Here is a 16,033-nt window from a genome sequence, read left to right as displayed (position 1 = left end):
ATGCGGTTGATGGGGATCGTCGTCATCAGCAATTCAATCAGATAATTACCAAAAAACACCCTGACGCCACTATTCAGAGCGAGTGTTACCTTCGAGATGAAAAAGGCAATTCCGTTAGAGATCCTGTAACTGATGAGCGCCGCCGTGTTGATACTGCTGTGATAGAGAGTGGTCAGGCCACAACTTACGAGATCACTAGCTTGACGGCGGATAAGACTGAGCAAATACAGAAAGAGCAAAATATTAGGCGTGAAGGTGGTACTTATATCAGGGACAGGAGCACCAAGAAGCTTATTCCTGTTGTCGGTGTGTCAGAGGTAGTGAGGTTGCCATGACGAAAGTGAATAACCATGTTGTTTGGGGCGCGCCTGGAGAGCTAGTTTCTGCTTACAAGCTGTTGGATGAAAATGGGGATCTAGTACCTGACTTGGAGTCCCAAACAGTCGCAAAGAGAGCTCAGGTTGCAAAGTACGATTTTTTCTTCCGAAAGGGCCTCTTGTTAGTGAATCCATTCGATCAGAACGGAGAACTAATTGAAAGGGAGTATCGAGTAAATGATTTTTCTGAAGTGGGATACGAGTTGTGTAGAAAAAAAATTCCCGCATGGTTGAGAGGGAAAGGGTCGAAAAAAAACCCACCTGACATGTCTCTTTTGGAGAAAGCTCTAGTGGAAATGGCTAAGCAGTAAAGAGTTTTGGAAACCGTGCAATGAGCCGTCTATTGGCTCATTGCATTTGTCGTGTGGCTGCCATCACCAATCCGATATGAGTGGTCCGCCATCAAGGCAACCAACTGATGCAGACCCAGGCGTGGGACCCGGCAGGCCATTTGCAGGAGCAACTGCTGGGCAGCCATGACGGCAAGTCCACGCTTCTCAAGCGCCAGTATCAATACGATGCGGTTGCCTGGTACCGATGCGATCACCTCGGTACACCGATGGAACTCACCGACCACAACGGTGAGATGGCGTGGACGGCGCAGTACAGAGCCTGGGGTGAGGACCGGACCACAGGTGATCTAGTGCCAGTTATTGGTGTTTCTAAAATTGTGAGGAGACCTTGAAATGGACGATTATACTCTTTGGGATGTGGATGAGATTGTTAGTGCGTACTCAGAGATACCGGAGTGGCAAGTGCGCACAGAAGAAGGCTTTCGATATCTATTTAAATTTTTGCAAGACAACGGCTTGGTCTCCTGCGACCTGGTTAATGATGAATTGTCTTTTATCAAAAGGACCATCAAAATCAGTGAAGTGACTGATGAAGGGCGAAAGTTGGTGAGCGGCGCGAAGAGCCCCTATCTTCGCTGGATAAAGTCTAAAGCGAGGGATAGCGTCCCGCCGAACATGAAAATTCTAGAGAAGGCATTGATGGAAATCAGATCAACCAACTAATGATAAGGCGGAGTCATAACTCAATTGAGATGCGGCGCACTTCCAGAGAATGTCGGAATCAGGGCCGCATTAAAGACCATTGGTGCTAGCCATTTAGGATTGCGAACAATATTTTTAGTTATTCACTTACACCTCCATCTAGCAGGCTGATCTTGAAACAAAGAAATTTTCTAAAATGTGATCTTTGCAGCAAGACTTATCGCACAGAGACTTGATCTAAAATTTTTTCAAATAGCGACAAGAATTACTTGCCAAGAATTTGCCAGGATCCTCTAGTCCGCTTCGACACAGCAAGCTCAGCGCGAATAGCAATGTCTGTGTAGTTGGCGAAGGGTTGTGTCAGTCGCAGACACTCTGAAAAGCCTCCTTGCAGTTATGTTGGCTCTGGCTTTCTGGATTGCGCCCACACCCTGTACGGCTGGGATGGCGACACCCTCGCCAGGGAAAGCTCGCCGCCGCAGGATGAAGGCGAGACCGGGCGCACCGTGCACTACCTGTACGAACCGGGCAGTTTCGCGCCGGTGGTCCAGGCACAACGAAATTACCCGATCCGCTTGCTGCGCCAGCCGGACTGAAGCGGTCGGGAATATGAGTTCGATCAGGACCCGTTATGGCACACCGAGGTCAAGGCGCAGCCAATCGATGCGATTGCCTATCTGGCCTATCAATACGACCCGGTGGGGCGGTTGCTGCAAACTACCAGCCGCCTGGGCGTCAAGACCTTTGCCTTCGGCCCGGCCGACAACCTGCTGCGCGAGTACGCCGGCACCCACTATCAGTACGATGAGCGCGGCAACCTCGTCCACCGCCTGCTTAACGGCGACCCAGTCCCTGACAAGAGCAAGGCCAAAGCTCGCTAAGTAAGCTCATCGCCCGCTATTAGAAAATGCCAGTTCAGCCCTCCCCCACTGCCGGATGCCAGTCAGATAAGGTTTCATCGCCACTAATGGGGCTGCTTTGCAGCCCTTCGCGGGTAAACCCGCTCCCACAGAACTTCTCGTATAAACCCTAGCCCGAGGATGCGCTACCACAGGGCGATGTCGTAGGTCAGGTAAATGCGGTTGCTGTCCCGGCCACGGGCGAAGTCCGCCCGGTACACATAGTTGCGCAGCTTCACCCCCAGGCCTTTGAAGCTGCCCGACTGCACCACGTACGCCAGCTCCATGTCGCGTTCCCACTCGCTCAAGCCCGCCGTGCCGGAGCGGCCATTGTCGCCGCTCAGGTAACGGGTCATGAACGTCAGCCCCGGCACGCCGGCAGCGGCGAAGTTGTAGGCATAGCTGGCCATCCAGGTTTTCTCTTCTTCCTCGATGAACTTGCCGATGCCGACGTTGCTGAACGAATACACCGTCGCCCCGCTGACATAAGGCAGCCCTGCCTCGCCATCGAGCACCTGGTAGCCCGCGCCCAGGGTGTGGCCGCTGTGGGTGTAGGCCAGCTGGCCGCTGAACATGTCGTTGTCGATGCGGCCACCGTAGGCCGCGCCGCTGTCATGGCTCTTGAAATAGCGCAGGTCGGTGGTCAGCACGCCGCCCGCCAGCGGCAGGTCATGCTGGACCCCACCGAAGTCCTGGCGATAGAAGTGTTCCAGCTCGCCATGGAAGTAGCTCAAGCGCAGTTGCTTGCTGACCGCGTACTCGGCGCCGGCGTAGGTGAAGTCACCCGATTCGCGACCGCCGTAGCCGTCGGCATACAGCCCGGTGCTGTCGGAAGAGTCGCGCTGCTTGAAGCGGTCGAGGTGGCCGGCGCTCAGGGTCAGGCCGCTGATGTCGGTGCTGACCAGCTGGGTACCCTGGTAGGTCTGCGGCAGCAGGCGAGCATCGTTGTAGACCAGCACCGGGGTCTTGGGCAGCAAGCTGCCGTGCTTGACCACGGTGGCGCCCAGCCGGGCCTTGGCGGTTACCCCGGCACTGGCGAATTCGTCCGCCGCGCGGCCATCGTCATGCACCGGCAGCAGGCCGGTGCCACTGCGCCCGCGCCCCGAATCGAGCTTCACCCCGACCAGTGCCAGGGCATCCACCCCCAGGCCGAGCGGGCCTTGGGTGAAACCAGACTGGTAGTCCAGCAGGAAACCCTGCGCCCATTCCACCCGCTCGCTCTTGGCGTTGGCGGCGGCGCGGGCACTCAGGCCCTGCTCGTCGCGAAAGTTCTCGTTGAAGTACACATTGCGCAGCTGCAGCTTGAGGCTGGCGTCATCGACGAAACCGGCCGCCTGGGCCGCAGGCAAGGTGCAGAACAGCAGGCCGCAAGCGGCCCCACGCTGAAGGGCTCGTGTCATGTTCGGGGACTCTTTTATTGTTATTGGCGCGTTACCGGGCGGCCGCTCGGCCACCCGTCAGGGAGGGTCAGACGAAGAAGGACAGGGCCCCGGTCAGCAGGGCCAGCGCGGTGATCACCAGCGAAGTCAGCACCGCCCACTTCACCGTGGCTTTCTGGAACTCGCCGATGTCGCGGTCGACCATGCCGACCAACAGCAAGGTGGACGCCACCAGCGGGCTCATCAGGTGCACCGGCTGCCCAAGCACCGAGGCGCGGGCGATCTCCACCGGGTCGATGCCATAGGCGGCGGCCGCGTTGGCCAGGATCGGCACCACACCGAAGTAGTAGGCATCGTTGGACAGCACGAAGGTCAGCGGCATGCTGGTGATCGCCACCACCAGCGGGAACCAGTGGCCCCATGCTTCAGGGATCCAGTCGACCAGGGTCTGCGCCAGCGCATCGACCATCTTGGTGCCGGAGAAGATGCCGGCGAAAATACCGGCGGCGAACACCAGCAGCACCACGGTCATGGCGTTGCCGGAGTGAGCGAGGATGCGTTCCTTCTGCAGCTCGAGCTGCGGGTAGTTGATCATCAAGGCCGCGACGAAGCCGATCATGAACAGGATCGCCGCATGCATCAGGCCCATCACCAGCGCGACCATCACTGCGATCACCAGCACCAGGTTGACGTAGGCCAGGCGCGGGCGCTTGTGCGGAGTGTCTTCCAGGATCGCCTTGATGTAGCAGTTGCCGCCGCCGGATTCGAGCTTGATGTTGCCGATGCGCTTGCGCTCGGCGCGGCCCAGCAGGAAGGCGGTGAACACTACCCAGGCAGCGCCGCCGACCATGGTCGGCAGCATCGGGATGAAGTACTCGCTGGCATCCAGGCCCAGGGCGGCGATGGCCCGGGTGGCCGGCCCGCCCCACGGGCTCAGGCCGCTCATGATGCTCAGCGACAGCATGGCGATGGTCGCCAGGATCATAGGGTTCATGCCGATGCGCTTGTACAGCGGCAGCATGGCGGCGCAGGTGATCATGTAGGTGGTGGTGCCGTCGCCGTCGAGGGCCACCAGCAGCGACAGCAACGCGGTGCCCATGGCGATCTTGATCGGGTCGCCATTGACCCGTTTGAGGATCTTGCGGATCAACGGGTCGAACAGCCCAGCATCGATCATCAGGCCGAAGAACAGGATGGCGAACAGCAGCAGGGCGGCGGACGGTGCGACCGTTTTCAGGCCGTCGAGCATCATCTTGCCAAGGTCCGGGGCAAAGCCACCGATCACGGCGAAGACAATGGGCACTACGGTGAGCGCGACGATCGGCGACAGGCGTTTGCTCATGATCAGGTAGGTGAAGGTCACCACCATGACCAGGCCAAGCAATGCAAGCATGGGAATATTCTCTTGTTTTTATTGGGAGTGGCCGCGGCGAGCGCGAACGGCCCTTGCCCCACCCGCGCCTCGCGGCGCTGGGTGGAAGTTTATGTCATTCAGTGCTTGTAAGCGGGCGGTCTAGCTGTGCCGGTGTGGCTCACCGGCCGGCCAGTGGGCTAGGCTGTCTGTGCTGGCGGCGGGTTGCGGGCCATCGGCCAGGGTGCGCATCAGCGTCTGCCGGTCACAGGCGTTTTCCGACAGCGAGATGACCACCGTGGCTACCGCGTTGCTGGCAAGGCTAGTCAGCGCCCGCGCCTCGGACATGAAGCGGTCGACACCGATCAGCAGCGCCAGCCCCGCCAGCGGGATGTCGTGAATCACGGTCAGGGTCGAGGCCAGCGCAACGAAGCCGCTACCAGTGACCCCCGCCGCGCCCTTGGACGACAGCAGCATGATCGCCAGCATGGTCAGGGTCTGGCCCAGGGTCAGGTCGATGTTGCAGGCCTGGGCGATGAACACTGCGGCCAGCGACAGGTAGATGGCCGTGCCGTCGAGGTTGAACGAATAGCCGGTGGGCAGCACCAGCCCTACCACGCCCTTCTTGCAGCCCAGGGCTTCGAGCTTCTGCAGCATGCGCGGCAGCACCGGCTCGGTGGAGGAAGTACCGAGCACCACCAGAAACTCTTCGCGCAGGTAGCGCAGCAGCTTCCACAGGCTGAAGCCATTGGCCCGGCACACCCCGCCAAGCACCACCAGCACGAAGAAGGCGCAGGCGATGTACAGGGTCATGACCAGCTTGGCCAGCGCGCCGAGCGAGCTGATGCCGTACTGCCCCACGGTGAACGCCAGGGCGCCGAAGGCACCCACCGGGGCGAAGCGCATCAGGTAGCCGAAGATCTTGAACACCATCTGCGAGGCCGACTCCAGCACCGTGAGCACCGGCTGGCCGCGCTCGCCCATGGCCGACAGGGCAAAGCCGCACAGCACGGCGAGGAACAGCACCGGCAATACTTCGCCTTTGTTGAACGCGCCGATGAAGGTGTCGGGGATGATGTGCATGAAGAAGTCGACCACACCCAGCTTGGCCGCCGAGTCGGTGTACTGGCTCAGCCCTTGGGTGCTGAGGGTCGACGGGTCGATATTCATGCCCTCGCCCGGGCGGAAGATATGCACCGCGGCCAGGCCGATCGCCAGGCTGATCACGGTCAGCACCAGGAACAGCAACAGCGTCTTGCTCATCAGCCGGCCCAGCGAGCGCCGATCGCTCATGCCGGCGATGCCGGTGACGATGGTGCAGAACACCACCGGTGCGATCATCATCTTGATCAGCTTGATGAAGGCATCGCCCAGCGGTTTCAGGGCCACAGCCTGTTGCGCCCAGAAGTGCCCGACCACCACGCCCAGCAGGACGGCGCAGAGGATCTGGAAGTACAGCGATTTGACCAGTTTCATGAGGCATCACCCATTGTTGGATTTGTGCGGATGCGCTGTGTCGTCCGTGGGTACAGCGGCTCAGCCAGCCAGCCGCCGTGCCGTTGGCGCGTAGACGAAACCTGAGAACAGCCGGCGGGCGGTACGCACCACGGACGCCTGGATCGTCTTGCCGTCCGGCCCGCTGCGCGAAAGCGCCACATCAATGCCGCCGCTGGGGTGCTCGAGGCGCACTTCCTGCAGGCCTTGGGCCGCATCGCCAAGCAGGTTCATGGTGACGGTGCCGGGGCTGACGCAGGCAGTTGCCAGCCCGATTGCTCCGGTGATGGCCAGCGCCCGGTGGCAGTTGTGCGGCATGAAGTAGCGCACCTGCAGCGTGCCGCCGAACTTCGCCGGGCTGACCAGCACCGGCTTGGGGATGACCATGCCGCTGACATCGCCCAGGCCCATGGCCCGCCCGGCTTTGAGGCGCAGCGCTTCCAGGCGCTTGAGCAGGCGGCTGTCGGCATCCAGCTCGGCGGGGCTTTCGCCGCCGTCCAGGCCCAGCTGGCTGGCCTCGACGATCATCATCGGCATGGCCATGTCGATGCAGGTCACCGGCACGCCGTCGATCACATCGCAGGCTTGGCCGGTGGGGAACAGCTGCCCGGTCTTGCTGCCGACCGCGTCGAGGAAGGTCAGGTGGATCGGCGCCGCCGTGCCCGGCACGCCATCGATGGCCGTGCGGCCTTCGTAACGGACGATGCCGTTGGGCGTCTCGACCAGGGAATTGACGAAGGTGTTGGTGTTGAGATTGCGGATGCGCACCAGGGTCTTGCCCTCGACGGCCTTGACCAGGCCTTGCTCGATGGCGAACGGGCCCACGGCGCAGAGCATGTTGCCGCAGTTGGGCGCGGTGTCCACGCGGCGCTGGGCCACCATCACCTGGACGAACAGGTAATCGACATCGGCGTCGGCGTGCAGCGACGGGCTGACGATCGCCACCTTGCTGGTCTGCGGGCTGCCGCCACCGATGCCGTCGATTTCCAGCTCGTGGCCGGAGCCCATCAGGCGCAGCAGCACTTCATCGCGCTCGACCACATTGGTGGGCAGATCCCAGGCATGGAAGATGGGGCCTTTGGAGGTGCCGCCGCGCATGAGCACACAGGGGATTCGTTGCATGTCTAGTGACTCTTGTTGATCAATCGGCTGAATTGATGTTGTGATCGAAAGAGTGACAGGCATGGATAAATCAATCCAATGCAAAGATCGTAGCTATTATTGCGTTTGGCAAATCAATCAAACGTGGATGTTGATCACGTGTGGAACCCATGTTTTGTGTGGCAGGCACTGGCCTCATCGCCGGCAAGCCGGCTCCCACAGGGTTAGCGCATTGACTGAGCTGGCGCGATCCATGTGGGAGCCGGCTTGCCGGCGATGGGCTGCAAGGCAGCCCTGATCGCTATATCAAGGACTAAACCGAGAGTCGCCATGGAATACGAGCTCCAAGACATCAGATCTTTCGTGAAAATCGCCGAACTGGGCAGCTTCCACGAAGCGGCAGAGGTGCTGCACCTGTCGCAGCCGGCGCTGAGCAGGCGTATCAAGAAGCTCGAAGAGGGCCTGGGCACGCCGCTGCTCGAACGCACCACCCGGCGCGTCAGCCTGACCAGCGTCGGCCGGGATTTTTTGCCCAAGGCACGCCGCCTGCTCGATGATTTCGAGGACTCGATCCTGAGCATCCGCGAGTTGGCCGAGCGCCAGAGCGGCCAGGTCACCCTCGCCTGCATCCCCACGGCGGCCTTCTACTTCCTGCCCTCGGTGATCCGCCTGTACAACCAGCAGTACCCGAAGATCCGCATCCGCCTGCTCGACCTCAGCGCCAACGACGGCCTGGAGGCAGTGCTGCGCGGCGAAGCGGACTTCGGCATCAACATGATGAGCGGCCAGCACTCGGACATCGAGTTCGTCTCGCTGGTGCAGGAGCCGTTCGTCCTGGCCTGCCGGCGCGACCATGAACTGGCATCGCGCAAAGCGGTGACCTGGTCGGAACTGGCCGACTATCGGCTGATCGGCGTTGGCCGCCTGAGCGGCAACCGCATGCTGCTGGACCACGCCTTGAGCGGGCTGAGCCTGAGGCCCAAATGGTTCTACGAGGTGCAGCACCTGTCCACATCCCTGGGGATGGTCGAGGCCGGGCTGGGGGTTTCGGCAATGCCCAGCCTGGCGATGCCTGGGCCCGACCACCCGACCCTGGTCAGCGTCCCGCTCACCGAGCCGGAGGTCACCCGCACCCTGGGCCTTGTGTACCGGCGTGGCGCCTCGCTGTCGCCTGCGGCGGAAAAGTTCGTGGCGATACTGCTGGAGAAGTGGCGCAGCGGCTGAGCCTTTACAGCTCCAGTGCGCCCCTGAGCAAGGCCGCAAGCTTGGGCCCGGCCTCGACGCCCTGCCCCTCCAGCAGCGCCAACGGGATGCCCTGCAACAGCGAGGCAAACTCGGCCAGGCCGTCGCCCAGCAACGCCATCGGGCAGGCGATTTCCATCTGCAGGGTGCGCAACCGCGTGGCCAGGGCCGGGCTGATCGGGCCCTGCACCCTGATCACCAGTGCCGCCGGGCGCATGGCCACGCACAGCAGCGGCAGCTCGTCCAGCGGCTGGGTGTTGCCGAGCACCTCGACACGCTGCTGTTCCCCACCCAGCATCAGGGCGCTGCACAGCAGCTCCAACTCGCTGACGCCACCGACTGCGCACAACAGCACGCGCGGGGCGGCGGCTTGGTTCAGTTGCAGGCGCAGCAACAGCCGGGCGCGCAGGAAGGTATCGAGGAACAGCCATTGGCTGCGTTGGCCGAACGCCGTGCCAGCGGCCAACTGGCGCCACACCGGCATCAGCACTTCGCGCAGCGCGACGGTTTTGGGGAACAAAGTGAACACCTGACCATGCAGCGCTTCGAGCGCCTGCCCATCGAAGGCCTGGGTGGCACGCAGCACGGCAGCGCGCCAGTCGTCGAAGGCATCGCTGCCCTGCTCGACCGCCCGGCCCCCTTGCTCGTGCTGACGGGCCAGCAACTCGCCGACCTTGCTGATCGGCAGGCCACTGCCCGTCCAGTGCAGGATGTCGCGGATGCGCTGTACATCCTCGGGCGTGTACAGGCGATGGCCGCCTTCGGTGCGCTGGGGGCTGATCAGCCCGTGGCGGCGCTCCCAGGCGCGCAGGGTCACCGGGTTGATGCCGGTCAGGCTCACCACTTCGCGCATGGGCAGCAAATCAGGGGAAATCGCTTCGGTCATCGGGCACGTGGGGTCTAGGGGCCGGGGACGCCATTCTAAACCCATCCCCGCCTTTTGCGCCGAGCGTTCGTGCGTCATCATGGCGGCCAGCGCGCACGCCACCATTACCCGAGGCTCACATGATCGACGCAAAGCTGCTGCAACTGATGGTCGAAACCTCCAACGACGGCATCGTCGTCGCCGAACAGGAAGGCAGCGACAGCATCCTGATCTACGCCAACCCGGCATTCGAACGCCTGACCGGCTATGCCGTCGACGACATCCTCTACCAGGACTGCCGCTTCCTGCAGGGCCAGGACCATGACCAGCCGGGGCTTGCGAACATCCGCGAGGCGATCCGCGACGGCCGCCCTTGCCGCGAAGTGCTGCGCAACTACCGCAAGGACGGCAGCCTGTTCTGGAACGAGCTGTCGATCACCCCGGTGCACAATGAGGCCGACCAGCTGACCTATTTCATCGGCATTCAGCGTGACGTCAGTGCACAGGTATCCGCCGAGCAGAAAGTCCGCGAGCTGCAAGCCGAGGTGGCGCAGTTGCGCCAGCAACTGGCCACCAGCAACCACTGATGTACACGCCTGTGGGAGCGGGCCCTTCTAAAAATGTACAAGCAGGTTGACTTGTACAGTTTTAGACATAGGCTTCAGGTATACCTGTACAAAAATCGTTCCGTGTACAGGATTGCCTGGAGCCGCGCATGTCCGACTACCTGCAAACCTTCGCCGAACGCTTTGCCGGCTTGAACGCTGGCAACCTGCAGCGGCTCGACGAGCTGTACAGCGAAACGGTGACCTTCCGCGACCCCCTGCACCAGATCGACGGCCTGCCTGCCCTGCGTGCCTACTTCGCCACGCTGTACGCCAACGTGCAGGTCATCCGCTACGACTTCCACGGCGCCGACCAGGTACAGCCGGGCCACGGCTACTTGCGTTGGACCCTGCATTTTTGCCACCCGCGCCTGGCCGGCGGCAGGCCGATCAGCCTTGACGGCTGCAGCCACCTGCGCTGGCGCGAGCAAGTCGAGTTTCACCAGGACTACTTCGATGCCGGCGCGCTGCTGTACGAGCACGTGCCCGTGGTCGGTGGGCTGATCGGCTGGCTCAAGGGCCGGCTGGCATGAGCCGCTGCTGGTTGACCGGCGCCAGCAGCGGCATCGGCGCTGCCCTGGCGCTGTGCTTGCTGGAACAAGGCCATCAGGTCGCGCTGGGTGGCCGCCAGGCCAGCAGCTTGCAAGCGCTGGCCGAGCGCTTTGCAGGCCAGACGCTAATGGCCGTAGGTGATATCAGCGAGGCGCCGCAAGTAGCGCAGATCGCCGCGAGTATCGAGCAGCACTGGGGCGCCCTCGACCTGGTGATCCTCAACGCCGGCACCTGCGAGTACCTGGAGCCCGGCCACTTCGACCCGGCCCTGGTCGAACGGGTAATGCGCACCAACCTGCTGGGCCTGTGCCACTGCATCCAGGCCGCCCTGCCCCTGCTTCGGCGCGGCCAGCGACCACATCTGGTGGTGATGGGCAGTTCGGTGAGCTGGCTGGCGCTGCCACGGGCCGGTGCCTACGGCGCATCCAAGGCCGCAGTGCGCTACCTGGTCGAGTCGCTGCGCGTCGACCTGATCACCGAAGGCATCGATGTCACCCTGGTCAGCCCCGGCTTCGTCGATACGCCGCTGACCCGGCGCAACGACTTCGCCATGCCGCAAATGTGGAGTGCCGAGCGCGCCGCCCGGCATATCGCCGCACGCCTGGCGCAGCGGCCACTGGAGATCAACTTCCCCGGCCTGTTCACCTGCGTGTTGCGCCTGCTAGGCGCGCTGCCGGTGCGCTGGCGCCTGAAGCTGGGCCAGCGCATGGCCCGCCGTGAACAGGGGTAGCCGAACATGCGGATCGCCATCATCGGCAGCGGCATCGCCGGCCTCACCTGCGCCCACCTACTCTCGCGCCGGCACCAAGTCACGGTGTTCGAGGCCGCCGACTGGATCGGTGGCCACACCCACACGGTCGATGTGCAGTGGCGCGGCCAGCACTATGCCGTGGACACCGGCTTCATCGTGTTCAACGACTGGACCTACCCCAGCTTCATCCGCCTGCTGGGCTACCTGGGGGTGGCCTCGCGGCCCACGCAGATGAGCTTTTCAGTGCACGACCCGCGCACCGGCTGCGAGTACAACGGCCACACCCTCGACAGCCTTTTCGCCCAACGTCGCAATCTGCTGTCACCGGGCTTCTGGGGCATGCTGCGGGACATTTTGCGCTTCAACCGCCAGGCCCTCGCCGACCTGGACAACCAGCGCATCGAAGCCACCACCACCCTTGGCGACTACCTGCGCACGCAGCGCTACGGCCAGCGTTTCATCGACCACTACATCGTGCCCATGGGGTCGGCGATCTGGTCGATGTCACGCAGCGACATGCTGCGCTTCCCGCTGCAGTTCTTCGTGCGCTTTTGCCGCAACCACGGCTTGCTGTCGGTCAGCCACCGCCCGCAATGGCGGGTGGTCGAAGGCGGTTCGCGCAGTTACCTGGCGCCGCTGTGCCGGCCGTTCGCAGAGCGCATTCGCCTGAACTGCGCGGTCAGCCGGGTCTGCCGTGACGATGGCGGCGTAACGCTGAACAGCACGGCCGGCAGCGAACGGTTCGACAGGGTGGTGTTCGCCTGCCACAGCGACCAGGCCCTGGCGCTGCTGGAGGCCCCCAGCGCCGAGGAACGCGCGGTGCTCGGCGCCATTCGCTACGCCAGCAACGATGTGCTGCTGCACACCGACACCCGCCTGCTGCCAAGGCGGCGCAAGGCCTGGGCCAGCTGGAACTACCGCCTGGGTGGCAGCGAACAGGCGCCCGCCGCGCTGACCTACGACATGAACATCCTGCAGGGCATCGAGGCTCCGGTGACGTTCTGCGTCAGCCTGAACCAGACCGCCCTGGTGGACCCAGCGCAGATCCTCGCCCGCTACCAGTACGCCCACCCGCAATACAGCCTGGCGGCGCTGGCCGCCCAAGCCCGCCAAGGCGAGTTGCAGGGGCGCCAGCACAGCTATTACTGCGGTGCCTACTGGGCCAACGGCTTTCACGAGGACGGCGTGGTCAGCGCGCTGCAAGTGGCCGAACACTTTGGAGAGCGCCTGTGAACAGCAGCCTGTGCCGCGGCTGGGTCAGCCATCGGCGCCTGACACCGCGCCTGCATGCCTTTCGCTACCGCATCGGCATGCTCTACCTGGACCTGGCCGAACAGCCCTGGCTGCTTGGCCTGTCACGCTGGCTCGGGCACTCGCGCCTGGCCCCGCTTTGCTGGCGTGAAAGCGACTACCTGCCGGCCCTTACCCGCAGCGGCATGCCGCTGGCCCAGGCCGCCCGCCAACTGGTCGGCCAGGCTACCGGGCAGGTCCCCGAGGGCGCCGTGCACCTGCTCACCCAGCCACGCTGCTGGGGGCTGTCGTTCAACCCGGTGAGTTTCTACTTCTGCCATGACCGCGAGGGCCAGCTCGCGGCGATCCTGCTGGAAGTGCGCAACACCCCTTGGCGCGAACGCTTCCACTACGTGCTGCCGGTGCAGCCAGGCCAGCCCCGGCAGTTCTGCGTGGCCAAGGCCTTCCATGTGTCGCCGTTCATGCCGCTGGACATGGAGTACCGCCTGCGTTTTTTCCTCGATGCCCAGCGGCTGCGCATCCACATGGAAAACCACCGCGAAGGGCAGGCAGTGTTCGCCGCCGACCTGGCCCTTGAGCGCCGGGTGCTGAACCGCAGCAGCTTGCACCAGCACCTGCTGGCCTTCCCGTGGATGAGCCTGCGCACGCTGTCGGCCATCTACTGGCAAGCCCTGCGCCTGCTGTTCAAGCGCACGCCCATCCACGATCACCGCGCAAGCCAGGGCAACCTGCGCCTTGGCCAGACCACCTGTGAGGAGCCCAAACATGCCCGAACCCACGTTGAGCGTTAGCAAATCGGCGGGCCTGACACCGCTGCTCGGTGGCCTGGTCAGGAACGCCGTGCTGGCCCAGCTACGCCGGATCAGCCGCGGCCAGCTACGGCTGATCGGCAACGACCAGCAATGGACCTTCGGTGAAACCGACAGCGCGCTATACGCCGAAGTCGAGATCCTGGACGAGGCCGCCTGGGGCATGGTTGCCGGCAATGGCTCGATTGGCGCCGGCGAGGCCTATATCCACGGTTACTGGCGCAGCCCTGACCTTGCGGCAGTGACCCGTCTGTTCGTCGCCAACCTCGACGTGCTCGATGCCATGGAACGCGGCCTGGCGCGCTTCGGCCGCCCGGCCCTGCGCCTGTTGCACAGCCTCAATCGCAACAGCCGGCGCGGCGCGCGGCGCAATATCCTGGCCCATTACGACTTGGGCAATGCCCTGTTCGAACGCTTGCTCGACCCGACCATGATGTATTCCGCGGCGCAGTTCGACAGCGCCGAGCAAAGCCTGGAACAGGCGCAGTTGAACAAGCTCGAACGTATCTGTCAGAAGCTCGAGCTCAAGCCCCACGACCACTTGCTGGAGATCGGCAGCGGCTGGGGCAGCCTGGCCATCCACGCCGCCACCCGCCATGGCTGCCGGGTCACTACCACCACACTGTCCCAGGCGCAATACAGCCATACCCTGCAGCGGGTCAAGGCGCTGGGCCTGGAGCGGCGCATCAGCGTGTTGTGCGAGGACTACCGCGACCTGCGCGGGCGCTTCGACAAGCTGGTGTCGATCGAGATGATCGAGGCCGTGGGCCATCGCTACCTGCCAACCTATTTTCGCCAGTGCGCGGCGTTGCTCAAGGACGACGGCCTGATGCTGCTGCAGGCCATCACCATCCGCGACCAGCGCTACGCCCAGGCGCGCCGCTCGGTGGACTTCATCCAGCGCTACATCTTCCCCGGCGGCGCCTTGCCCTCGCTCAGCGTGCTGCTCGACACCGCCAGCCGGCAGACCGCGTTGAACCTGCTGCACATGGAGGACTTCGGCCAGGACTATGCACGCACCCTGCGCCACTGGCGCGACAACCTGCGCCTGGCGCGCGGGGCGCTCAGCGAAATGGGTTACGACGACACCTTCCAGCGGCTGTGGGAGTTCTACTTGTGCTACTGCCAGGGCGGCTTCGAGGAGCGGGTCATCGGTGTGGCGCAATTGCTCTGGGCCACACCCCAGGCACGCCGGGCACCGCTGCCGGGCGCCTGAGCATGCCGCGCGCCTGGCTGCTGGCCAATGCGCTGTGGCTGCAGGCTGGCTGGTGGGCCTGCGTGCTCGGCGCAACACGGCCCTGGCTGTTGCTGCTGGTGGCTGCCGGGCTGGCGCTGCACCTGCGCTATTGCCGCGACCGCGTGGGCGAGGCACGGGCTCTGTTGCGCGTGACGCTTGCCGGTTGCCTGCTCGACAGCCTGCTGGGCGCACTGGGGGTCTTCAGCTTTGCGCAATGGCCGCTACCCGGCTGGCTGGCCTTGCTGTGGCTGGTGCTGGCCAGCGGCTTGCGCCACAGCCTGGCCTGGGCCGCGAGACCGGCCTGGCGCGGGGTGCTGCTGGGTTTGCTGGGCGGTCCGCTGGCCTATCTGGCCGGTGCGCAGCTTGCGGGCGTGGGGCTGCCGCTGGGCTCACTCGCCACGGCCCTGCTGCTGGCGCCGTTATGGGCGCTGGCCTTGCCGCTGGCCTTGCGCCTGGCCGCGTGGCGCTGAGCGACGGCAGCGCTCGGAGCAGTAGCGCACCTGCTGCCAACAACGCGCCCAGCGCTTGCGCCAGCTGAACGGCCGGCCACAGGCCACGCAGACTTTGCTCGGCAACAGGCTTTTGTTCATCCGCCGGCCTGGGGCAAACGCCGGAAAAACAAGGTGATCTGGCCGATCTCCACGCCGAACTTGCGCATGCTCGAGCGGTTGATCAGGGTGTCTTCATCCATCAGGTACATCCAGTCGTCGAGGTCCACCTGCCAGTGGCTGCCATCCACCGGCAGATCCAGGCGGTACTGCCAGCGCAGCGCATTGCCCGCTACCTCGCCACGGGCCTCGCCGATCACGTCCCCTGCCCGCCCCCGCCAGCGGCCGGGGCCGTCCGGGGTGAGCGTCCAGGTGCGCTGCTGGCGGGTGCCGTCGCTGTAGACAAAGTGCTCGTCGAGGATCAGCCGCTCGCCTTCACGGCGGCTGTCGATGCGCACGTGGAAGCGCTTGACCACTTCGCCGTTGCGTTTCTGGAACATGCCCCAGGCTTCTACCGGGGTGGCAAAGAACGCCACCAGGTCCAGGCCCGGTTGCTGCCCGCGATAGTGTTCGACGCCGACATTGCCGCAACTGCCGAGCAGCAGGCAGGCGAGCACAAGTACGAGGTTACGCATGG

Annotated in this window: 18 protein-coding genes and 2 pseudogenes; 13 read left to right on the top strand and 7 right to left on the bottom strand. The window is 63.7% G+C overall.

What is annotated here, in order from left to right; genetic code table 11:
• Positions 1–331 precede the first annotated feature (331 nt).
• The 5 genes and pseudogenes from LOY51_RS11645 to LOY51_RS27350 all read left to right on the top strand — a co-directional run bounded on the left by LOY51_RS11645 (position 332) and on the right by LOY51_RS27350 (position 2,253).
• Positions 332–688, top strand: a complete 357-nt coding sequence (locus LOY51_RS11645; RefSeq protein WP_258646279.1) for a hypothetical protein — start codon at positions 332–334, stop codon at positions 686–688.
• 80 nt (positions 689–768) lie between these two features.
• Positions 769–987 (top strand): annotated as a pseudogene (locus tag LOY51_RS11640) (RHS domain-containing protein); the annotation flags it as partial.
• A gap of 76 nt (positions 988–1,063) precedes the next feature.
• Entirely contained in the window at positions 1,064–1,393 is a 330-nt protein-coding gene (locus LOY51_RS11635; protein WP_258646277.1) for a hypothetical protein, read from the top strand.
• Between the two features lie 392 nt (positions 1,394–1,785).
• Positions 1,786–2,106 (top strand): annotated as a pseudogene (locus tag LOY51_RS27135) (hypothetical protein); the annotation flags it as partial.
• Positions 2,080–2,253 (top strand): hypothetical protein, encoded by a 174-nt coding sequence (locus tag LOY51_RS27350; RefSeq protein WP_445081727.1) that lies wholly within the window; start codon positions 2,080–2,082, stop codon positions 2,251–2,253. The pseudogene LOY51_RS27135 and the gene LOY51_RS27350, both read left to right, overlap by 27 nt.
• 164 nt (positions 2,254–2,417) lie before the next feature.
• On the opposite strand, the gene LOY51_RS11625 is transcribed toward LOY51_RS27350, so the two are convergent.
• The 4 genes from LOY51_RS11625 to LOY51_RS11610 all read right to left on the bottom strand — a co-directional run bounded on the left by LOY51_RS11625 (position 2,418) and on the right by LOY51_RS11610 (position 7,617).
• Positions 2,418–3,671: an OprD family porin gene (locus LOY51_RS11625; RefSeq protein WP_258646275.1), complete on the bottom strand. Its 1,254-nt coding sequence runs from the start codon at positions 3,669–3,671 to the stop codon at positions 2,418–2,420.
• Between the two features lie 67 nt (positions 3,672–3,738).
• Positions 3,739–5,043 (bottom strand): CitMHS family transporter, encoded by a 1,305-nt coding sequence (locus tag LOY51_RS11620; RefSeq protein ID WP_110994842.1) that lies wholly within the window; start codon positions 5,041–5,043, stop codon positions 3,739–3,741.
• A gap of 120 nt (positions 5,044–5,163) precedes the next feature.
• Positions 5,164–6,477, bottom strand: coding sequence for a C4-dicarboxylate transporter DctA (dctA, locus tag LOY51_RS11615; protein WP_258646274.1), 1,314 nt, complete (start codon positions 6,475–6,477; stop codon positions 5,164–5,166).
• Between the two features lie 60 nt (positions 6,478–6,537).
• Positions 6,538–7,617 carry a 4-oxalomesaconate tautomerase gene (locus LOY51_RS11610; RefSeq protein ID WP_125858361.1) on the bottom strand — a complete coding sequence of 360 codons (1,080 nt, stop codon included), beginning with the start codon at positions 7,615–7,617 and terminating at the stop codon, positions 6,538–6,540.
• A 309-nt stretch (positions 7,618–7,926) separates the two neighbouring features.
• Between LOY51_RS11610 and LOY51_RS11605 the strand changes: the two genes are divergently transcribed.
• Entirely contained in the window at positions 7,927–8,820 is an 894-nt protein-coding gene (locus LOY51_RS11605) for a LysR family transcriptional regulator (protein ID WP_110994839.1), read from the top strand.
• Between the two features lie 4 nt (positions 8,821–8,824).
• Here the strand turns inward: LOY51_RS11605 and LOY51_RS11600 are convergent, their stop codons facing one another.
• Positions 8,825–9,724, bottom strand: a complete 900-nt coding sequence (locus tag LOY51_RS11600; protein WP_258646271.1) for a MerR family transcriptional regulator — start codon at positions 9,722–9,724, stop codon at positions 8,825–8,827.
• Between the two features lie 119 nt (positions 9,725–9,843).
• Here LOY51_RS11600 and LOY51_RS11595 point away from each other — a divergent pair, with 119 nt between their 5' ends.
• The 7 genes from LOY51_RS11595 (at position 9,844) to LOY51_RS11565 (ending at position 15,378) form a co-directional block, all read left to right on the top strand.
• A complete protein-coding gene (locus LOY51_RS11595; protein WP_125858359.1) occupies positions 9,844–10,290 on the top strand; it encodes a PAS domain-containing protein in 447 nt (148 codons plus the stop codon).
• Between the two features lie 128 nt (positions 10,291–10,418).
• Positions 10,419–10,841 (top strand): nuclear transport factor 2 family protein, encoded by a 423-nt coding sequence (locus LOY51_RS11590; RefSeq protein WP_125858358.1) that lies wholly within the window; start codon positions 10,419–10,421, stop codon positions 10,839–10,841.
• A complete protein-coding gene (locus tag LOY51_RS11585; protein WP_258646268.1) occupies positions 10,838–11,590 on the top strand; it encodes an SDR family NAD(P)-dependent oxidoreductase in 753 nt (250 codons plus the stop codon). Before LOY51_RS11590 ends, LOY51_RS11585 begins: the two co-directional genes overlap by 4 nt.
• A gap of 6 nt (positions 11,591–11,596) precedes the next feature.
• A complete protein-coding gene (locus tag LOY51_RS11580; RefSeq protein WP_125858356.1) occupies positions 11,597–12,844 on the top strand; it encodes an NAD(P)/FAD-dependent oxidoreductase in 1,248 nt (415 codons plus the stop codon).
• Positions 12,841–13,653, top strand: a complete 813-nt coding sequence (locus LOY51_RS11575; protein ID WP_125858355.1) for a DUF1365 domain-containing protein — start codon at positions 12,841–12,843, stop codon at positions 13,651–13,653. Before LOY51_RS11580 ends, LOY51_RS11575 begins: the two co-directional genes overlap by 4 nt.
• A complete protein-coding gene (locus LOY51_RS11570) occupies positions 13,628–14,887 on the top strand; it encodes an SAM-dependent methyltransferase (protein ID WP_125858354.1) in 1,260 nt (419 codons plus the stop codon). Before LOY51_RS11575 ends, LOY51_RS11570 begins: the two co-directional genes overlap by 26 nt.
• Before the next feature lie 2 nt (positions 14,888–14,889).
• A complete protein-coding gene (locus LOY51_RS11565) occupies positions 14,890–15,378 on the top strand; it encodes a DUF2878 family protein (RefSeq protein ID WP_258646264.1) in 489 nt (162 codons plus the stop codon).
• Here the strand turns inward: LOY51_RS11565 and LOY51_RS11560 are convergent.
• Entirely contained in the window at positions 15,328–15,498 is a 171-nt protein-coding gene (locus LOY51_RS11560; RefSeq protein ID WP_125858352.1) for a DUF2256 domain-containing protein, read from the bottom strand. The genes LOY51_RS11565 and LOY51_RS11560 overlap by 51 nt on opposite strands.
• Entirely contained in the window at positions 15,495–16,031 is a 537-nt protein-coding gene (locus tag LOY51_RS11555; protein ID WP_125463742.1) for a DUF3833 domain-containing protein, read from the bottom strand. The genes LOY51_RS11560 and LOY51_RS11555 overlap by 4 nt, the downstream gene beginning before the upstream one ends.
• Between the last annotated feature and the right edge of the window lie 2 nt (positions 16,032–16,033).

The sequence above is a fragment of the Pseudomonas sichuanensis genome (assembly GCF_024749065.1).
In the GTDB taxonomy this organism is placed as follows: Bacteria; Pseudomonadota; Gammaproteobacteria; order Pseudomonadales; family Pseudomonadaceae; genus Aquipseudomonas; species Aquipseudomonas sichuanensis.
The sequence above is the reverse complement of the archived record's forward strand: the minus strand, read 5'-3'. Positions and strand labels throughout refer to the sequence as shown.